Source organism: Paenibacillus xylanivorans, from assembly GCF_001280595.1.
GTDB classification, from domain to species: Bacteria; Bacillota; Bacilli; order Paenibacillales; family Paenibacillaceae; genus Paenibacillus; species Paenibacillus xylanivorans.
Genome location: NZ_LITU01000081.1, coordinates 413,331 through 431,379, shown reverse-complemented (window position 1 = coordinate 431,379; position 18,049 = coordinate 413,331). Strand labels below are relative to the sequence as shown.

At 45.8% G+C, this 18,049-nt stretch carries 16 protein-coding genes; all 16 read right to left on the bottom strand.

The annotated features are described in order from the left end of the window. Positions 1 to 171: 171 nt before the first annotated feature. The 16 genes from AMS66_RS27725 to AMS66_RS27650 all read right to left on the bottom strand — a co-directional run bounded on the left by AMS66_RS27725 (position 172) and on the right by AMS66_RS27650 (position 18,048). A complete protein-coding gene (locus AMS66_RS27725; protein WP_053783825.1) occupies positions 172 to 4,491 on the bottom strand; it encodes a PolC-type DNA polymerase III in 4,320 nt (1,439 codons plus the stop codon). Between the two features lie 152 nt (positions 4,492 to 4,643). Beyond that, positions 4,644 to 6,098, bottom strand: a complete 1,455-nt coding sequence (proS, locus tag AMS66_RS27720; RefSeq protein ID WP_053783824.1) for a proline--tRNA ligase — start codon at positions 6,096 to 6,098, stop codon at positions 4,644 to 4,646. Between the two features lie 62 nt (positions 6,099 to 6,160). Further along, the gene (gene rseP, locus AMS66_RS27715; RefSeq protein WP_053783823.1) at positions 6,161 to 7,432 is read right to left on the bottom strand and encodes an RIP metalloprotease RseP; all 1,272 of its coding nucleotides are present in this window, start codon (positions 7,430 to 7,432) and stop codon (positions 6,161 to 6,163) included. 113 nt (positions 7,433 to 7,545) lie between these two features. Next, a complete protein-coding gene (locus AMS66_RS27710; RefSeq protein WP_053783822.1) occupies positions 7,546 to 8,685 on the bottom strand; it encodes a 1-deoxy-D-xylulose-5-phosphate reductoisomerase in 1,140 nt (379 codons plus the stop codon). Positions 8,686 to 8,752: 67 nt separating this feature from the next. Then, positions 8,753 to 9,547 (bottom strand): phosphatidate cytidylyltransferase, encoded by a 795-nt coding sequence (locus tag AMS66_RS27705; protein ID WP_053783821.1) that lies wholly within the window; start codon positions 9,545 to 9,547, stop codon positions 8,753 to 8,755. 16 nt (positions 9,548 to 9,563) lie between these two features. Then, a complete protein-coding gene (locus AMS66_RS27700) occupies positions 9,564 to 10,331 on the bottom strand; it encodes an isoprenyl transferase (protein ID WP_024630247.1) in 768 nt (255 codons plus the stop codon). A gap of 89 nt (positions 10,332 to 10,420) precedes the next feature. After that, complete coding sequence (frr, locus tag AMS66_RS27695; protein WP_053783820.1) at positions 10,421 to 10,975, bottom strand: ribosome recycling factor; 555 nt, start codon at positions 10,973 to 10,975, stop codon at positions 10,421 to 10,423. Further along, complete coding sequence (gene pyrH / locus AMS66_RS27690) at positions 10,975 to 11,703, bottom strand: UMP kinase (RefSeq protein ID WP_024630245.1); 729 nt, start codon at positions 11,701 to 11,703, stop codon at positions 10,975 to 10,977. Before pyrH ends, frr begins: the two co-directional genes overlap by 1 nt. Before the next feature lie 229 nt (positions 11,704 to 11,932). Then, complete coding sequence (gene tsf / locus AMS66_RS27685) at positions 11,933 to 12,583, bottom strand: translation elongation factor Ts (RefSeq protein ID WP_053783819.1); 651 nt, start codon at positions 12,581 to 12,583, stop codon at positions 11,933 to 11,935. Positions 12,584 to 12,699: 116 nt separating this feature from the next. Next, entirely contained in the window at positions 12,700 to 13,398 is a 699-nt protein-coding gene (gene rpsB, locus AMS66_RS27680) for a 30S ribosomal protein S2 (protein ID WP_024630243.1), read from the bottom strand. A gap of 276 nt (positions 13,399 to 13,674) precedes the next feature. Beyond that, positions 13,675 to 14,307, bottom strand: coding sequence for an endolytic transglycosylase MltG (locus AMS66_RS27675; RefSeq protein ID WP_053783818.1), 633 nt, complete (start codon positions 14,305 to 14,307; stop codon positions 13,675 to 13,677). A gap of 3 nt (positions 14,308 to 14,310) precedes the next feature. Continuing rightward, positions 14,311 to 14,883: a hypothetical protein gene (locus tag AMS66_RS27670; RefSeq protein ID WP_053783817.1), complete on the bottom strand. Its 573-nt coding sequence runs from the start codon at positions 14,881 to 14,883 to the stop codon at positions 14,311 to 14,313. 66 nt (positions 14,884 to 14,949) lie between these two features. Continuing rightward, a complete protein-coding gene (locus AMS66_RS27665) occupies positions 14,950 to 15,264 on the bottom strand; it encodes a hypothetical protein (RefSeq protein WP_053783816.1) in 315 nt (104 codons plus the stop codon). A 52-nt stretch (positions 15,265 to 15,316) separates the two neighbouring features. Continuing rightward, positions 15,317 to 16,726 carry a DUF342 domain-containing protein gene (locus AMS66_RS27660; protein WP_053783815.1) on the bottom strand — a complete coding sequence of 470 codons (1,410 nt, stop codon included), beginning with the start codon at positions 16,724 to 16,726 and terminating at the stop codon, positions 15,317 to 15,319. 74 nt (positions 16,727 to 16,800) lie between these two features. Next, positions 16,801 to 17,589: a FliA/WhiG family RNA polymerase sigma factor gene (locus AMS66_RS27655; RefSeq protein WP_053783814.1), complete on the bottom strand. Its 789-nt coding sequence runs from the start codon at positions 17,587 to 17,589 to the stop codon at positions 16,801 to 16,803. 15 nt (positions 17,590 to 17,604) lie between these two features. Next, the gene (locus AMS66_RS27650) at positions 17,605 to 18,048 is read right to left on the bottom strand and encodes a hypothetical protein (protein ID WP_053783813.1); all 444 of its coding nucleotides are present in this window, start codon (positions 18,046 to 18,048) and stop codon (positions 17,605 to 17,607) included. Between the last annotated feature and the right edge of the window lies 1 nt (position 18,049).

The window sequence follows — 18,049 nt, the reverse complement described above, 5'->3', positions numbered from 1 at the left end:
AGAGTGGGTTTCCCCACTCTTTAGAAATTCGTACTATCTCGTTCACTTCAAAAATTATAACATAGTCTGGTAATAGTGACAAGTAAGCGATCATTCAGGCATTTCCGTTACTAATGAAGAAAAATTTCGCAATCACATCACAGACCAACATTGGATACTCAAAATGCCATTTTAGAACAAGGATAATTGATTGCTTTCCGGCAAACCACGGAAGCATCCCATTCCCGTCAGCAGCTCAACAATGGTTTTACTTGCTTTGGACTTCTGCTGGAAATCTTCAATCGACAGGAATTCTCCATGCTCTCTTGCAGCAGCAATGTTGCGTGCAGCATTATCCCCGATTCCTCCCAATGCCGAAAACGGAGGAATGAGTGTATTCCCGTCGACGATAAACTTCGTCGCTTCCGAACGATAGAGATCAATCGGTTTAAGCGAGAATCCGCGTGCTGCCATTTCCAGTGCCATCTCAAGGACGGGAAGCATGTTTTTTTCTTTTGGCGGTGCCTGGAAACCTAATTGTTCAATTTCTACGATCTTCCTATAGATGGGCTCATAGCCTTGACATACCAGTCCAATGTCAAACTCATCCGCACGAACTGTGAAGTATGTCGCGTAATATTCAATTGGGTGATACAGCTTAAAGAAAGCTGTACGTACTGCCGAGATAACATAAGCTGCCGCGTGGGCCTTCGGAAACATGTACTGGATTTTAAGACAGGAGTCAATGTACCATTGCGGCACCTTGCAATTTTTCATCTCATCAATCCATTCTTGCGGCAATCCACGCCCCTTACGAACACTCTCCGTAATTTTAAAGGCAAGACTGGCGTCCATACCCGCCTTATAGATCAGGAACAACATGATATCATCCCGGCAACCAATCACCGTTTTGATGTTACACGTTCCATTTTTGATTAGATCTTGTGCGTTACCGAGCCATACCCCCGTACCATGAGACAATCCAGAGATCTGAAGTAGATCGGCAAAAGATGAAGGCTGTGATTCAACAAGCATCTGACGTACAAACTTCGTCCCCATCTCTGGTACACCAAAAGTGGCAACTGGTGAACGAATCTGCTCTGGCGAAACGCCCAGCGACTCCGTCGAGTTGAACATGCTCATGACTTTAGGATCATTCATCGGAATAGTCGTTGGATCGATACCAGTCAAATCCTGAAGCATCCGCATCATGGTTGGATCATCGTGCCCCAGAATATCGAGTTTTAGCAAGTTCTCTTCAAAGGCGTGATAGTCAAAGTGAGTTGTTTTCCACTCGGCATTAACGTCATCGGCCGGGAATTGTACAGGCGTTACATCTTCCACTTCAATATAATCCGGTACAACGACAATACCACCGGGATGCTGTCCGGTACTACGCTTAACCCCGGTGCAACCGGAAGCCAAACGATTCAGCTCAGCCCCACGCCATTTCTTATGATGTTCTTCCTCATATTTCTTGGCAAAACCAAACGCCGTTTTCTCAGCTACCGTACCGATCGTACCTGCACGGAACACACTCTTTTCGCTGAAAAGCACCTTGGTATAGTTGTGAGCATGCGGCTGATAATCACCCGAGAAGTTCAAGTCGATATCGGGAACCTTGTCCCCTTTAAAGCCAAGGAAAGTCTCAAACGGAATATCCTGCCCTTCGCCTTTTAATCGGCCTCCACAATCAGGGCATTCTTTCTCCGGAAGGTCAAATCCACTCGGTACACTACCGTCGAGGAACCACTCGCTGTGCTTACACTCCGAATTCACACAAATATAGTGCGCTGGCAGCGGGTTAACTTCAGAGATCCCCAGGAAAGTAGCAACTACAGACGAACCAACGGATCCCCGGGAGCCGACAAGGTAGCCGTCCTGATTCGATTTTTTAACCAAACGTTCCGAGATCAGATAGTTGGCAGAAAAACCGTATTTGATGATTGGCTTCAGTTCTTTTTCAAGTCGTGCCACAATTACTTCCGGCAGTTCCTCACCATAAATGGACTTGGCGGTATTATAACAAGTATTACGGATTTCATCGTCCGCACCTTCCAGAATTGGAGTGAACAGCTTGTCCGGGAACAGTTTGATTTCCTCAAATCGATCAGCCAATTCAACTGTATTCGTAACAACTACTTCGTAAGCTTTGTCTTGGCCCAGGTACTGGAACTCTTCAAGCATTTCATCCGTCGTTCTTAAGTGAGCATCCGGTTTTCGTTGATCTTTGAGCGGGCTGAAGCCTGTAATTCCATGAATGGTGATATCCCGATATAGCTTGTCGCGCGGTTCCAGATAATGCACGTTACCTGTGGCTATGACTGGTTTCCCCAATTTTGAACCAATGTCAATAACTTTGCGAACAGCGAGCTTCAATTCCTCTGGTGTAGCCACCAGCCCTTTATCCACCAAGTGCATATACATCGTTAATGGCTGGATCTCCAGAATGTCATAGAAATGCGCTATCTCTTCCGCCTCTTCAAGCGATTTGTTGAGCACAGCCTCGAAAAACTCACCTTTTTCACAACCGGATAAAATAATGAGGCCCTCACGCAAATTGACCAGCTTAGATTTCGGAATACAAGGCACCCGTTTGAAATGCTCTGTGTGGGAAAGTGTTACCAGTTTATATAGATTCTTCTTGCCGACATCGTTCAAAGCATAGATTCCACAATGGAAAGGACGCGTATTTGAGAGATCAACTCCGACATAATCGTTAAGCCGATCAAGCATGGTCAGGCCTTTCATCTGGGCAGCATCATTAACCAATCCATTCAGTATACCTGCGAGCGCAATCGTATCATCAATCGCCCGGTGATGACTCTCCAGTGCTACTTTATATTTATCCGCCAGCGTATTCAGACGGTGATTCTTCATTTTTGGATATAACAAACGTGCCAGTTCCAACGTATCAAGGACAGGGTTCGAAAGTTCAGGCATACCAAGCTGTTTCAACGAAGCTTGAATAAAGCCCATATCGAAACGCGCATTATGCGCGACCAATACGCCATCTCCGGCAAACTGTACAAAATCACGGATAACCGGTTCTAGCTCAGGTGCATCCTTCACCATCTCATCGTTAATGTTAGTCAACTGCTGAATGTTATATGGAATGCGCTCATGCGGATTTACAAACGTAGCAAAGCGATCAATCTCTTTACCGTCCTCCACCTTCACTGCCGCAATCTCGATGATCTTGCTCTGTGTTACAGATAGACCTGTGGTCTCAATATCAAAGACAATATAAGTCGCTGATTTGAGCTCCAACGGCTGCGGCGCCAAAACAACAGCAACCGAATCGTTCACCACATTGGCCTCAAGGCCGTAAATCATTTTAATTCCATTTTTCTTGGCCGCTTTGGACGCCTCCGGATACACCTGCACACCGCCATGATCACTTACCGCGATTGCCTTGTGTCCCCATTCCGCTGCAGTTTTTACGTATTTATCGATCGAAGTTACGGCATCCATTGTACTCATTGTGGAGTGCAGATGAAACTCAACCCGTTTCTCTGCTGCATTATCCTTACGGGATGGCGGTGCTTTTACTTCAATTAAATCTGACGGAATCATAGCAAGTTCCGGGATTTGCATAAACCGGTCGTATTCTACACGGCCACGGACTTTTACCCATTTTCCATTGGCGAGTAAGCTCAGGATTCTGACATCCTCTTTTGTTTTGGCAAACATCTTCATTTGCATGGAATCCGTGAAATCCGTCAGATAAAAAGTAAACAAGGTATTACCATTCCGCAATTCCTTACGATCCAGACCGAAGACCGTTCCCTGCAACGTAACCTTTTTCTCTTCATCTTGAATTTCCTGCATAGGTACAGGTGGTTCCTTGATATCATATCCCATCTGTAAGCGAACATCGCCCTGTTCTTCCTCTTCAGGCATTTCGGAGTCCACTTCACTCATCATCTGTTCGATAACTTGAAGCTCTTCTTCCCGCTTCTTGAGCTGGAATTGTTCCATCGCCTCTTTGTTGCTTTCAACCTCACCAACCAGCAATTTGACCCGCAAGGACAATTGAAAATACTTATCATAAAAAGTGGTTATAGCCTGATCGATCTGCTTCTTCTTCGCAAGCTCCATCGACATGGCATCACTCATAGTCAATTGAAGCAGATCCGCCTCACATTCAAACTTGGTACGACTCATCCAACCATTAACGGATGGAATCTCCCGTGTAACCCATTCTAGGAACAGATTCCAATACTCACTGACAATATCACCAATCGCAACCTGCTCACTATATTTAAAACCAAATGTAATCTTGGAAATATGATTCATTTTCTCCTGGATATGCAGGCAAAATGTACGATAGATTGGAGCAGGAACCAAGGTATCCTTTGCAATCACAATAGTCCAATCGCGGTTGCTACGGCTCGTCTCCACCCGTTCAATCCATCCATCCAAAAAGTAGGGCTCTATCAGGCCAGCCGGAAGCTCCGTCTGTTTCATCAACAACTCAAACCGTTTTCTCTTCTCCTCGAATCCACTCATCGTGTTCCTCCTTGTACCCCCTTAAAACAGCAAAAGCCTCTGCATTCAAAAATGTCCCCGATCCGAACCCGCACCGACTCATTTTATCCGACAGAAGCTCTCCATTCCTTACTCTTACGGTGAATAAGTGCTGTTAGTCAACTCTTCCTGACTTAGTACGCTCTTGCAAACACTACCGTGTGTTTCGCTTGTTCACCACAAGCCAGGCACGTATGCTTTTCTTCCGCAGGCTGGAACGGAATATTCCGGCTTGTTGCACCTGTTACTTCTCTTACTTTATCTTCGCAAGCTTCTGAACCGCACCATCCAGCCAGTGTGAACCCGCGTTTGTTTTCCATCAATTCCTTCATCTCATCAAGCGTATCGACAGAGTAGAAGTTGTCCGACATAAACGTGCGAGCACGTTGCAGCATATCGGCTTGCACTTGAGTCAGCATGGTCTGGATTTCTTCCACCAGATTGGCTTGTTCTACGACTTTCTTCTCTCCAGTAATCCGGGAAACGAGCACACATACACCGTTCTCCATATCACGCGGACCAATTTCAAGACGAATCGGCACACCACGCATCTCGTATTCGTTAAATTTCCAGCCTGGACGAACATCACTGCGATCATCCATTTTCACACGGATTCCCGCTTGTTTCAGTTCAGCGAACAACTCATCCGCACGGCCTACAACGGCATCACGCGTTTTTGGAGGTCCAATCGGAATCATAACCACTTGTGTTGGTGCAACTTTAGGAGGAAGAACCAGACCACGGTCATCTCCGTGAACCATGATCAATGCACCGATCAGACGTGTGCTTGTTCCCCATGAAGTGGTGTGAGCCAGTTCCAGCACGTTGTTGCGGCTAAGATACTGGATCTCAAATGCTTTCGCAAAATTTGTACCCATATAATGAGAAGTCCCGGCTTGAACCGCACGTCCATCCTTCATCATCGCTTCGATGGAGAAGGTGTCTACAGCACCTGCAAATTTCTCGGATTTTGTTTTCTGACCTGTAATAACAGGAATCGCCAGATATTCTTCCAAAACCTCGCGGTAGATTTCAAGCATTTTCATCGTCTCTTCACGTGCTTCTTCTTCTGTCTCGTGCGCCGTATGGCCCTCTTGCCAAAGGAATTCACTTGTACGAAGGAAAGGCAGTGTTCTCTTCTCCCAGCGAACCACGTTAGCCCATTGGTTGATCAGTACTGGCAAGTCACGATACGACTGAATCCATTTGGAGTACATGTGACCGATGATGGTTTCCGAGGTTGGGCGGATCGCCAGACGCTCTTCCAGCTTTTCTCCGCCCGCTTCCGTTACCCAAGGCAATTCAGGGTTGAACCCTTCCACATGTTCTTTTTCTTTTTGGAAAAAGCTCTCAGGAATGAACATTGGGAAGTAAGCATTGCGATGACCCGTTTCACGGAAACGACGGTCCATCTCATCCTTGATGTGCTCCCAGATTTCGAAGCCGTCTGGTTTGAAAACAATACAACCCCGCACGGGTGAATAGTCCATGAGATCAGCTTTTTTAATAACATCAATGTACCAGCGTGAGAAATCCTCGCCCTGAGGTGTAATTTCAGTCACGAACTGTTTATCATTTTCCTTTGACATAAGACTCCAGCGTCCTCCCATAACGACTATCTCTGAATAGTCAGAGCGTAGTCAAACCATAATTATCCGTTAATTAATCGTAATATATCATTATATGTTACTGCCAGCATCAGTACAAACAACATGGCGAATCCAACAAAATGAACCATGCCTTCCCGGTTGGGATCAACAGGTCTGCCGCGCAGTCCTTCGATTCCTAGGAATACAAGACGACTTCCGTCCAATGCAGGAATAGGCAACAGGTTGAAAATACCGAGATAGAGACTCAAAATGGCTGCCCATCTCGTTAACTGTTCAATTCCTTGTTTCGCAATTTGGCCTGTTACTTCAAATGTACGAACTGGACCACCAATATCATCCATGTTAAACTGATTGATCAGATGTTTGAAGCCTTCAAAGATCACTCTGGTTGTATCAACCATCGCTATCCCAGACACTTTGAAGGTTTCTACAAATCCAACGGATCGGGTTGGCAATGTTGGTACAATCCCCACCTTGCCGCCCTCTTGTCCTTCTACGGCACGAGGTGTAATCGTTATGTTGAACGTTTCTTCCCCCCGACGCAGTGTCCATTCCATCGGTTTGTCTTTGGAATCGGCAATCATCGTCACCATTTTTTGCGAATCCGTACCAATAGCAGTACCATTGATTGTCTCAATGATATCTCCCTTTTGCAAGTTCGCCTGGTCGGCAGCTCCACCTTCAAGCACTTCACCAATTTCCAGATTTTTTGGATTCTCAACTGCAACACCTGCCATTTGCGCATATACGGCAAACAACACAAATGCCAGGATGAAATTCATGAGTGGTCCGGCAAAAATAGCCATGGCCCGTTGACCCACCGTTTTACTGCCAAATTGACGATCTTTCGGTGCAATCTGGGTTTGTTTGCCCCGACTCACCAACATCGCTTGCGGATGTATCCGGTACTGTTGAACTTCGCCATCTACATCGAGTTGCAATTTCAGCGCAGTCTCCATATCTATGGAGATCACTTCACCACGAATTACATTTTTTCGGTTATCCAATTGATCGAGGTAGATCATTTTGACCTGGTCATCAGCCGCTCTTACTGCAATGGTCTGACCTTCTTGAATCTCTACCAGTTCCGGGTCTTCCCCAGCCATACGTGCATATCCGCCAAAGGGCAGCAAACGCAGTGTAAACTGGGTCTCGTTTCTTTTATATGAGAACAATTTGGGACCAAAACCGATCGCAAATTCCCGTACAAGAATGCCGGCGCGTTTGGCAAAATAATAATGTCCCCATTCATGAACCGTCACGATGACAAAGAACATGAGCACCGTTAGAAATACCACTTGTATGGTTTCCAATCCCTATCCATCCTCCTTCACGGCACGAACCGCAGTCTGTCCCTTTAGATTATCATTATTCTCTGATGCTGCACAAGAGAATCACTTCTTCCATTTTATCTTGAAAAAAGAGATTACAGACTGAACGCAAGTTGACGGCTCTCCTGATCACATCTTGCGATTTCCTCCAGATCAGGCTCGTCCTCATTGCGGTGTGCTTCCAGCACAGAAGCAATAATATCCTCTATTTTAAGGAACGAAATCTCTTTACGCAAGAAACGGGCTACGGCAACCTCGTTGGCTGCATTAAACGCCGTTGTTGCGGTCCCTCCCATTTTACCACACTCGTACGCCATTCTTAAACAAGGGAACCGTTCCATATCCATTTCACGAAAATGCAGCTCGCTTGCTTGCGCTAGGGATAGGCGTTTTGCAGGTGATGGCAAGCGGTCTGGATAGGTCAGTGCATACTGAATGGGAACTCGCATGTCCGGATTGCCAAGCTGCGCAATAATGCTCGTATCATTGAATTCCACGTAGGAATGAATGATGCTTTCCGGGTGAAGCAACACGTCAATCTGATCATATCTTAGTCCAAACAGCCAATGCGCTTCAATAACTTCCAGACCTTTATTCACCATCGTCGCTGAGTCAATCGTGATCTTGGATCCCATGGACCAATTCGGATGTTTGAGCGCATCTTCCACGGTAACTTCCTTTAGCTGTTCACGAGTCAAATTACGGAAAGATCCTCCAGAGGCTGTAAGCGTAATTCCCATCACACGTTCGCGAGGTTCTCCATTCAGGCATTGGAAGATAGCCGAGTGTTCACTATCTATTGGCAGAAGCGGTACCCCTTTCGCAGCGGCTCTGGCAGTAACAATGTGTCCCGCTGTAATTAGCGTCTCCTTGTTAGCCAGCCCGATCTGTTTACCTGCTTCAATAGCAGCCAGGGTCGACTCAAGCCCAACACTTCCCATTACAGCAGTAACAACCGTATCCGCATCCGTTCCAGCAGCAACTTCCACCAGTCCTTCTTTACCATAAAAAAGCTGCGTTTCAACCGGCAAGTGGGGAGCCACGGTCTCCGCCAGCTCTTTCGAGCCAACCGATACCTTTTTGGGCCGGTAACGCTTCGCTTGTTCAATCAGCAGTTCTATATTGCCCCCAGCAGCCAGTCCCTCTACTTGAAAGCGTTCGGGATGCATATCGACCACATCCAGTGTCTGGGTTCCAATGGAACCCGTTGACCCGAGAATCGCAATTTTTTTCATGCTGCACCTCATCTTTATTTATCCAATGCCTATGACGAACATCTCGTCATGTGGCTTGTGCTCATCTTTAATAGGGCAGAAGCATTAGTATATGTACGAATGGAAAAACGACAATCCAGCTGTCGCACCGATCCAGAATACCACCATGCCCCGGGAGCAGATTGCCGGAATCTTTGATCTTATACACACGTTTGTAAGCAGATTGGATCAGATCTCCCATCTGTCCCACAACCGCGCAAGCAATCCCAATCCATACCGCTCTTTGCCAAGACAACAAACCGTCTGACACCCATGCAAAAACAACAGAAGTGACTACCGCGATTACAATACCGCCCAGCGCACCCTCTACCGTTTTGTTAGGACTAATCGAGGGCCACAATTTGTTCTTTCCGATAAGTTTCCCTACAAAATAGGCACCAGCATCACTTGCCCATATGGAACCTAATAGCAGAAACGTCCAGAACAATCCGTGATGCAAATGTCTGGATTCTGCAATGTAATAAAAACCGATTCCAATGTACATTACTCCCAGAAAGAGCATGGCTACAGTGTTCACAGGAATCTTGTTTTTAGTTACTACAGAGGCCGTCATTAGAACAAGCATCACTATCCAGCCGATCTGGAATAACGTTAGCGGCCTGGCTTCCCAAACCATTTCCCAAGGAAACACAATGGCAAAGATACCTGCATAACCGATTAGGGCTACACCTGAAAAAGGCTGTACCCCGGTCATTTTCACAAATTCATAATAACCGATGAGAGCCATAAGCAATACCAAACCATGGTACCAGGGTCCGCCCAGCATGCAAAAACCCAAAAACAACACACCTGCTATGATTCCTGTCGTTAATCGCTGTTTCAACGGCTTCATCCTCCATCTATTTCAAACCGCCGTAACGCCTTGTTCTGCGCTGATATTCGGCTACTGCTTCAAGCAAATGCTTTTTGCCAAATTCGGGCCAGTATATATCCGTAAACCATAATTCGCTATAAGCAAGCTGCCAAAGCATAAAATTGCTTAATCTCAACTCTCCGCTCGTCCGGATCAGCAAATCCGGATCAGGCATATCCCCAGTGAGCATATGTCTGTCAATGAGTTCAGGCGTAATATCCTCTGCCGATAGTTCCCCCGACTTTACCTGCAGAGCGATTTGTTTGACACAGTCTGTCATTTCGCGGCGACTTCCGTAGTTCATTGCAAAATTCAAAACAAGCCCTGTGTTATGTTCCGTAAGACGTATAGCTTCACGCAAAGCATTAATGGTATGGGAGGGCAAATGTTCCTCCTGGCCCATCATACGAATGCGTACATTTTTTTCTATAAGTTCATCCAGCTCTATCGCCAAAAATTCTTGCGGAAGCCGCATCAGAAAATCCACTTCTTCTTTTGGACGCGTCCAGTTTTCTGTCGAAAAAGCGTACATCGTCAGATATTTGATGCCCAGTTCATCCGCCGCGATGGTCGCACGTTTGACCGCCTTCATCCCATTCTGGTGGCCAGCTATTCGTGGGAGACCCAAACGTTTCGCCCATCGTCCATTGCCGTCCATAATGATGGCGACGTGCTGCGGGATATTATCCTCGGATATAGTCAGCGTTTCCTGCTTGTCAGCCCCATTCCACCACGACCGAACCCGTTTGATCATTCCTGTTCCTCCAAAATCCCTGAAGTTTCTTCACCTGAAGCTTGGAAAAAGAGACAAAACCCCACCGTATTGGAGGGGCTGCGCTTGTCTTACACTTCCATGATTTCTTTTTCTTTGGCAGCGAGTACCTTATCGACTTCAGCAATAAACTTGTCGGTCGATTTTTGGATGTCATCTTGATGTCTCCGGGACTCGTCCTCGGAAATGTCTGACTTCTCCATTTTTTTAATATCATCATTCGCATCACGGCGAATATTACGAATAGCTACTTTACCTTCTTCACCGAATTTTTTCGTCAACTTCACAAGTTCTGATCTGCGTTCTTCCGTAAGTGCTGGAATGGACAGACGAATCATAGTTCCGTCGTTCGCTGGCGTAAGGCCAAGATCGGATTTCATAATCGCACGCTCAATATCCCCCATGGAGGATTTATCCCACGGCTGGATCATCAGTGTCCGGGAATCCGGTGTACTGATATTAGCCAATTGGTTGAGCGGTGTCATTGCACCGTAGTACTCCACTTGAATCCGGTCGAGAAGAGCCGGAGTTGCACGACCTGCACGCAAAGTGGCAAGATCACGTCGTAACGCTTGAATCGCTTTATCCATACGTTCTTCGGCATGTTTTTTAACCGCTTGTGGCATTAATCTACACTCCCTTTAACGATTGTCCCGATGCGTTCACCAAGAACAACGCGTTTGATGTTACCTTGTTCCGTAATGGCAAATACGATCAACGGAATGTTGTTGTCCTTACAAAGCGAGGACGCCGTTGAGTCCATTACACCAAGATCTTTGTTAAGTATATCCATGTAAGTCAACTGATCAAACTTGACAGCCGTGCTGTCTTTAAACGGATCTGCTGAGTATACACCGTCGACTTTATTTTTGGCCATCAAGATGACTTCTGCTTCGATCTCCGCTGCGCGCAGTGCTGCTGTTGTATCGGTGGAGAAGAACGGGTTACCTGTACCTGCTGCAAAAATAACGACCCGGCCTTTCTCCAGATGACGAATAGCTCTACGACGAATATAAGGTTCTGCGATTTGTTGCATGGCAATCGATGTCTGTACACGTGTTGGCACTTCAATCTGTTCCAGTGCATCTTGCAGTGCCAACGAGTTCATAACCGTCGCCAGCATCCCCATATAATCCGCAGTCGCTCTGTCGATGCCGTTTTCGCTACCGGCAATTCCGCGCCAGATGTTTCCGCCGCCACATACGATAGCAACCTGTACACCTAGTTCAACTACTTCTTTTACTTGCTGGGCAATCGACGAGATTGTCTCTGCATCAATACCGTAGCCGTTTTGACCGGAAAGAGACTCTCCGCTGACCTTTAAGACAACACGTTTAAATACTGGCTGTTCCAATTATTCACCCTCCACTTTGAATTGAACACCCTAGGCGTTCAACCAACAAAACTTCTCGCGCATGGCCTCCTGCTTAAAAAGAAAGGAACACAGTTGTGTTCCGCTCTTTTAGGAAAAACATTCAACCGGTAAGGCATTGTTTTCCTAGGATATAAGGGAGTAGCGCTTCGAAGTTTCATCATTCTTATATCTTCGAAAATCATTTCTGCTTGCCTGTTTGAAAACCGCCTTATTTGTTTACTTGGGACATAACTTCTTCTACGAAGTTGTCTACTTTTTTCTCAAGACCTTCACCCAGCTCGTAACGAACGAAACGACGGATGGAGATGTTTTCACCGATTTGGCTAATTTTTTCATTCAACAGTTGGGAGATCGTTTTGTCTGGATCTTTAACAAAAGGTTGCTCCAACAGGCAGAACTCTTCGTAATATTTACCGATACGGCCTTCAACCATTTTTTCAACGATTTTTTCTGGTTTGCCTTCGTTCAAAGCTTGAGCTTTCAAGATTTCTTTCTCTTTTTCCAGCTCTTCTGTGGAAACTTCTTCACGAGTAACAAATTTAGGGCTCGCTGCTGCGATTTGCATAGCGATATCCTTAACGAACTCTTTGAATTGGTCTGTTTTACCAACAAAGTCAGTTTCACAGTTAACTTCTACCAGCACACCAATACGGCCACCAGCGTGGATATAAGATTCTACAACGCCTTCAGTTGCAGCACGGCCAGCTTTGCTTGCTGCTGCTGACAGACCTTTTTCACGAAGCAATTCAGCTGCTTTCGTGATGTCACCGTTTGCTTCTTCAAGTGCTTTTTTGCAATCGAGCATACCTGCGCCCGTTTTTTCACGGAGTTCTTTTACTGCACTCGCATTAACTGCCATTATTAATTCCCTCCAAAAATAAGTAATTGTACGTACACTCTAAAAAAAGGGCAGTGAGAGGTTATCCACCTGCCAACCACCCTTTTCATTTAATTCATTAGATATGTTCGAATCTATTAAGCGGATGTTTCTTCGCCTTGGTTAGCTTCGATAACGGCATCAGCCATTTTACCTGTCAACAGCTTAACGGCGCGGATTGCGTCGTCGTTACCCGGGATAACATAATCGATCTCATCCGGATCGCAGTTAGTATCAACGATACCTACAATTGGGATACCCAATTTGCGAGCTTCCGCAACAGCGATACGCTCTTTGCGTGGATCGATGATGAACAGGGCGCTTGGCAGGCCTTTCATATTTTTAATACCGCCGAGGAATTTCTCCAGACGATCTTTCTCTTTGCGAAGCAAGATTACTTCTTTTTTAGGCAATACAGCGAATGTACCGTCTTCTTCCCAAGCTTCCAACTGTTTCAAACGATCAATACGTTTTTGAATAGTTGAGAAGTTAGTCAGGGTACCGCCGAGCCAACGTTGGTTAATGTAGAATTGACCAGCGCGTTCAGCTTCTTCTTTAACGGAATCTTGAGCTTGTTTTTTCGTACCCACGAAAAGAATTGTACCATTCTCTCCTGCGATTCCTTTAACGAAGTTGTAAGCCTCTTCGACTTTTTTCACTGTCTTTTGCAAGTCAATGATATAAATTCCGTTTCTTTCAGTGAAGATATAACGATCCATTTTTGGGTTCCAACGACGAGTTTGGTGACCGAAGTGTACCCCAGCTTCGAGAAGCTGCTTCATGGAGATTACTGCCATCTTCACACACCTCCTAATATGGTTTTTATTGTGTCCTCCGCCGGCATCATTTTTCGCCAAGACTCTCCATCAGGAAAGCACCCTCAACAAAATTAGCACATGCGTGTGTTTTAACACCGTTATCTAATATAGCATAACTGATTGCCTGATGCAACAGTCTTTCAAACTAAAATGCTTTGTACAAGAAAGCGCCCTTTCCAAGCAATTTCATATCCATTGTAGCGATGCAAAACTTGTCACTATTTATAATAAAAAAACCGCCCTGTCTGAGCGCACTCAGTTTGACGGTTCTTTTGTAATCTTGGCAATAATGGATTTGAAGCTTTCGCCTTTCTCCAGGTCATAGGTGCCTACTTGTATTTTTGTATTAATTCGCTCAGCCCTGCCAGCCTTTATAAAAGCTTGTGCACTATCGACAATCCCGGCTTTCTCCAGATTGCCCGCCACAATGGCCAGACTGTTGCCTGAACGCACTTTAAAAGATACGGTAGCCGCAGCTTCTGGACTGTTAGGAGTTGACGGATCAGTCGTCTTTGGCTGATTAACTTCGTTCTGTTTTCCGCTTTCATTGGTGGCAGGCTGCTGTGGTTTCTCGGGTTGCTCCGGTTTCTCAGCCGACTTAGCCGCTTCTGGAGCCGTTGCCGCTTCCCCCTGCATTTCGGTGCTTTCCTGTTTCTTCTTCTCTACCCACTCAGTTTCCGTAAACAGCTCATCTTCAGAAGCTACAAGCTTCATATCCATGCTCTTCGCAGCCGTTTCCAGTTGTTCTTTCGACAGATTCGCTATAGCCAGCCCCGGGTCGAGATTACTCTCAGACAATGCGTTTTGTCCAACTGTTGCAAGCTGCAGCAATACGGCACCAACAATCATGCCGCTTCCAAGTCCAATCCATAAGGAGCGCTTGTCCATCTGTTAGCTCTCCTCCCGTTCTGCCAGCTGTAGAATCAGCTGTACTTCTCCACGTTGTATGCCTGTCTGCTTGGCAATGGCATCTACTGACTTTCCTTCAGCATATAAATTAAACAGCTCTGCATATCGATCCTTAATGGATTCAGGTACAGGCTTAGATTCTTGCTCAGTGGACTGCTGTTCTATTTCTGACGCCTGTTGGGCCAAATCTGCTCGCACACTGTCTACAAGCGCCTGAGCTTGCAATCCGCTTGTGCTATGTACCGGAATTGTATTGGAGGATATGTCTGTTTCTGTCGTTTTACTTTCTTCCAGTTGATCCAGCCTCCGCTGTAATTCCTGAAGCTGCGATTGCATACGCTGATCTGCTGCCGTCGCCTCACCCTTCATCTCAGCAACACGCTGGATGAGAGCATCATTGTCGTTTTCGATCTCAGCCATATAGTGCTCAAGCGTAGATTCCATCTCTTGCACCAGGTGATGCTCAGGCTCCTGCACCTTGTTTTTCTTTGGCATGATAAGCGCATATGCAATTGCGCAGGCTCCTAATATGACAATAATGATCCATGGTGACAAATTGGGTTCTCTCCTTTTAATGCAGCCATCGATGCATAAGACTACATGTGAGTCACATGTCATCCATTACAGCGACAGGTCAATATGTTTTCCTTTGTATGGATGCTCAGCAGGTTTGACGGTTTCTAAAGTTGAAGTAGATTCAGGTTCGTTGGAGCCGCTATGCTGCTCTTTGTTGCTAGATTGACCATCGCGTACATTGGTGTGCGCTGTCTCATCCAGCGCCTCGCTCCGTTGCCTTGCTTCATTTGCTTCTTTGGCCGTTTGTTCTGCTAGTAGATTCTGGTCAATAACCGGTCTCTGCTGAGCTTCACTCTGATAACGCCCGGCCTCACTTGTTCTTGGTACGGCAATCTGCAACTCAACCGCTTTGAAACTCATACGCTCACCTCACGGTATCGAATGGATTTCTTCTTGTGCTTGAATGCTGTACTTATACGAATGGAACCATCGTTATATCCCCATCATGATAATAAAAAGATATTCGACTTACCGGATCTTTAATAAATTTGGTGTATCTGCCGATAACTATTCTAGAGCCACCATAAATCATCTTATGAATATCGACGCGTGCCCTGCTTGTATCTTCAAGTACCTTTTCGATTTCAAAGATACGAGTTTTCGTTTCCTCGCTAAGACGAAGGGCAGATTTTTGTGTAGCACTCAGTTTGATCCGCATCGACATTTTATCCGGGCTTAATTGCCCTGCAGCAGCTAACTGATCCAATATTGTCAAAGCTTTTTTCGTTTTATCCAAAGCATCCATCTGTTCCCTGACTTCCTTACGTAATTCATTCAGCTCGTTACGAAGCTTAGGTAATACGCCTACTTCAATGGAAGTCACAGTAGACATGCTGTTGCCAATAACGCGTGCTGAGACGTTTTCACCAGCCTGGATCGATCCGCCAACGATAAGTCCTTTTGTGCCTTCACAGATTACCGCATTTCCTGCACGAATTGTGGAATGCATAATACTTTGGGATACCAGAACATTTTCCGCCGCATCGACGTTGCCTTCTTGAATAAAAGTACATTTCACGTTATGTCCAGCTTGTATAAGTCCTTTGTTATAACCAATAATACCACCGGTAATTTCGACAGAGCCTCCTGCTTCCAGCTCTGCTCCCTCGACACCTCCGACGACACGTATATCCCCCGCCGCTTTTACTTTAAATCCGGTGAGCACATTACCTCGAATGACAACTGTACCCACAAAATCAATGTTACCGATGTTATAATCCACATCGCCATTGATCTCGTATACAGGAAACACATTCAGTTTGTTGCCGTCTGTTTTGGTAACCAATCCATCCAGAGCAGCATACATCGCAGATCCATCAGGGTTAACAACAACATTTTTCCCAATTTTGAAGCGGGCTTCTCTCCCTGGACGAAAAGGAATTTCTTCACCTGTTACAGCCTTACCCACTGTGCCATCCACAGGAGGAATTCGCTCAGCAATGATTTGACCTGTTCGAACATTGTTTAAGCGAGTCACTTCTTTGTAATCGACTTTTCCGTCTTCCGCTTCCAGAGGGCGCCGTTCATTGGAATCCTCCATGTCCACCAGTACCTTGATGAATCCATCCGTTCCCTGTACTGGTTTAATACCTTCCGCAATCTTGCATCGATCCTTCACATACGTCTCAGGATGACTCACAAAAACAAGCAATGCTTCGCGCAGTACACCATACTTAATACCCTGACTGGCTATATATTTTTCGAGCTCATCCGGTGTACAGGCAAAACCTTCTTCCTGTTTGGAAAATTCAAGGTAGGCCGTACTTTTATCATCTGATAAAACAATGCTCAAACACTGTTCCAAAACAGTCCGCTGTGTCAATGCATTTCTTCCCCCTTTTAGACTTTCCACTCCCCAAATCCTATATTAAAGCTCTCTATTAATATATTAACATACTAATCCTTACGCATAAGCAAGTCTTTTTGTTTATCCAGCGTTCCACGTAACCGTAAAATGGCCTTTGAGTGCAGCTGCGAGATACGTGACGGAGAGAGAGACATGACCTCAGCAATTTCACTGAGAGACAGATCTTCATAATATAAAAGTGAAACAACTGTTCTCTCTTTGACAGTCAATTTATCAAGCCCTTGCACCAAAGCTTCTTTTAAATAGAACTCATTTACTTTATAATCCGGGTTTTTGGCTTTTTCGTCGACCATTAAGGAAAGTCGAGTCTCAGACTCTTCTTCCCGGATCGGATCTTCTAAAGAGCAAAGCGACATAACTGCCACTTCTTGAAGCATATGTTGAAAGTCTTTCGTCGACACGTCCAGATACTGACTCATTTCATCATCACTAACGGAACGCAAATAGGTCTGCTCTAGTTGCTGGTAAGCATCTTCAATCCGCTTTGCTTTCTCCCGAACGGAACGAGGCACCCAATCTCCCTGTCGTAAACCATCAAGGATTGCACCACGCACCCGCCAGGATGCGTACGTTTCAAATTGCAGACCACGCTCATAGTCAAATTTCTCCAACGCATCAATCAACCCCATGACTCCATTGCTCTCCAGATCATCTTTCGGGACATTTTTGGGCAGACCGACAGCCAAACGCCCGGATACATAGTTTACAATATGAAGATACTTTTCGATCAAACTTTTCTTGGCTTCAAGATCGCCTTGTTCTTTCCACTTTTCCCACAAGTCAGCGTGGTTCAAATGTGAAGCTTTACGCTCGTTCAATTGCTTTCACCCTCCTTATTTGTCTGTCAGGTGACGAACGGCCTGCGCCAACTCCTCCGGCTCCTTGGTCCGGACAAGTTTAGGCGGATCCAAAGGGGCAAATCCCGTTGGAGCTTTCGTCTCAGATGGTGGAAGGTTCTCCCCAGAGGAGGCGTTCTGTCCATGTTTGAGCAAGTCGTTCAGCTCTTGTCCATCGTCTTCGAGTTTAATGTCCACCTGTGAACCTCTTAGTTCTTGAGCGCCCTGTGAATCATATCCATACTCATTCCCCTCAGCCTGAGGGTTCAGCAGCAATCCCAGTCCCCAGCGTAAACCATAAGCGAGGACAAACCAGGCTACAAAGCCGATCAACCCGCGAATTAAACTGGTCATCAACACATTGCTGCTGTATGCTACAAAAAAAGTCAGAATAAATCCGACTATGCCTGCTCCAAGATTAATGCGGTAGTTTCCTATCATG

Bases quoted from the DNA above. Each gene is read 5' to 3' on its own strand.
- AMS66_RS27665 (WP_053783816.1), bottom strand. From the start codon at position 15,264: ATGAGTTTCAAAGCGGTTGAGTTGCAGATTGCCGTACCAAGAACAAGT.
- frr (WP_053783820.1), bottom strand. From the start codon at position 10,975: ATGCCACAAGCGGTTAAAAAACATGCCGAAGAACGTATGGATAAAGCG.
- proS (WP_053783824.1), bottom strand. From the start codon at position 6,098: ATGTCAAAGGAAAATGATAAACAGTTCGTGACTGAAATTACACCTCAG.
- tsf (WP_053783819.1), bottom strand. From the start codon at position 12,583: ATGGCAGTTAATGCGAGTGCAGTAAAAGAACTCCGTGAAAAAACGGGC.
- AMS66_RS27650 (WP_053783813.1), bottom strand. From the start codon at position 18,048: ATGATAGGAAACTACCGCATTAATCTTGGAGCAGGCATAGTCGGATTT.
- AMS66_RS27700 (WP_024630247.1), bottom strand. From the start codon at position 10,331: ATGATCAAACGGGTTCGGTCGTGGTGGAATGGGGCTGACAAGCAGGAA.
- AMS66_RS27725 (WP_053783825.1), bottom strand. From the start codon at position 4,491: ATGAGTGGATTCGAGGAGAAGAGAAAACGGTTTGAGTTGTTGATGAAA.
- AMS66_RS27675 (WP_053783818.1), bottom strand. From the start codon at position 14,307: ATGGACAAGCGCTCCTTATGGATTGGACTTGGAAGCGGCATGATTGTT.
- AMS66_RS27710 (WP_053783822.1), bottom strand. From the start codon at position 8,685: ATGAAAAAAATTGCGATTCTCGGGTCAACGGGTTCCATTGGAACCCAG.
- rpsB (WP_024630243.1), bottom strand. From the start codon at position 13,398: ATGGCAGTAATCTCCATGAAGCAGCTTCTCGAAGCTGGGGTACACTTC.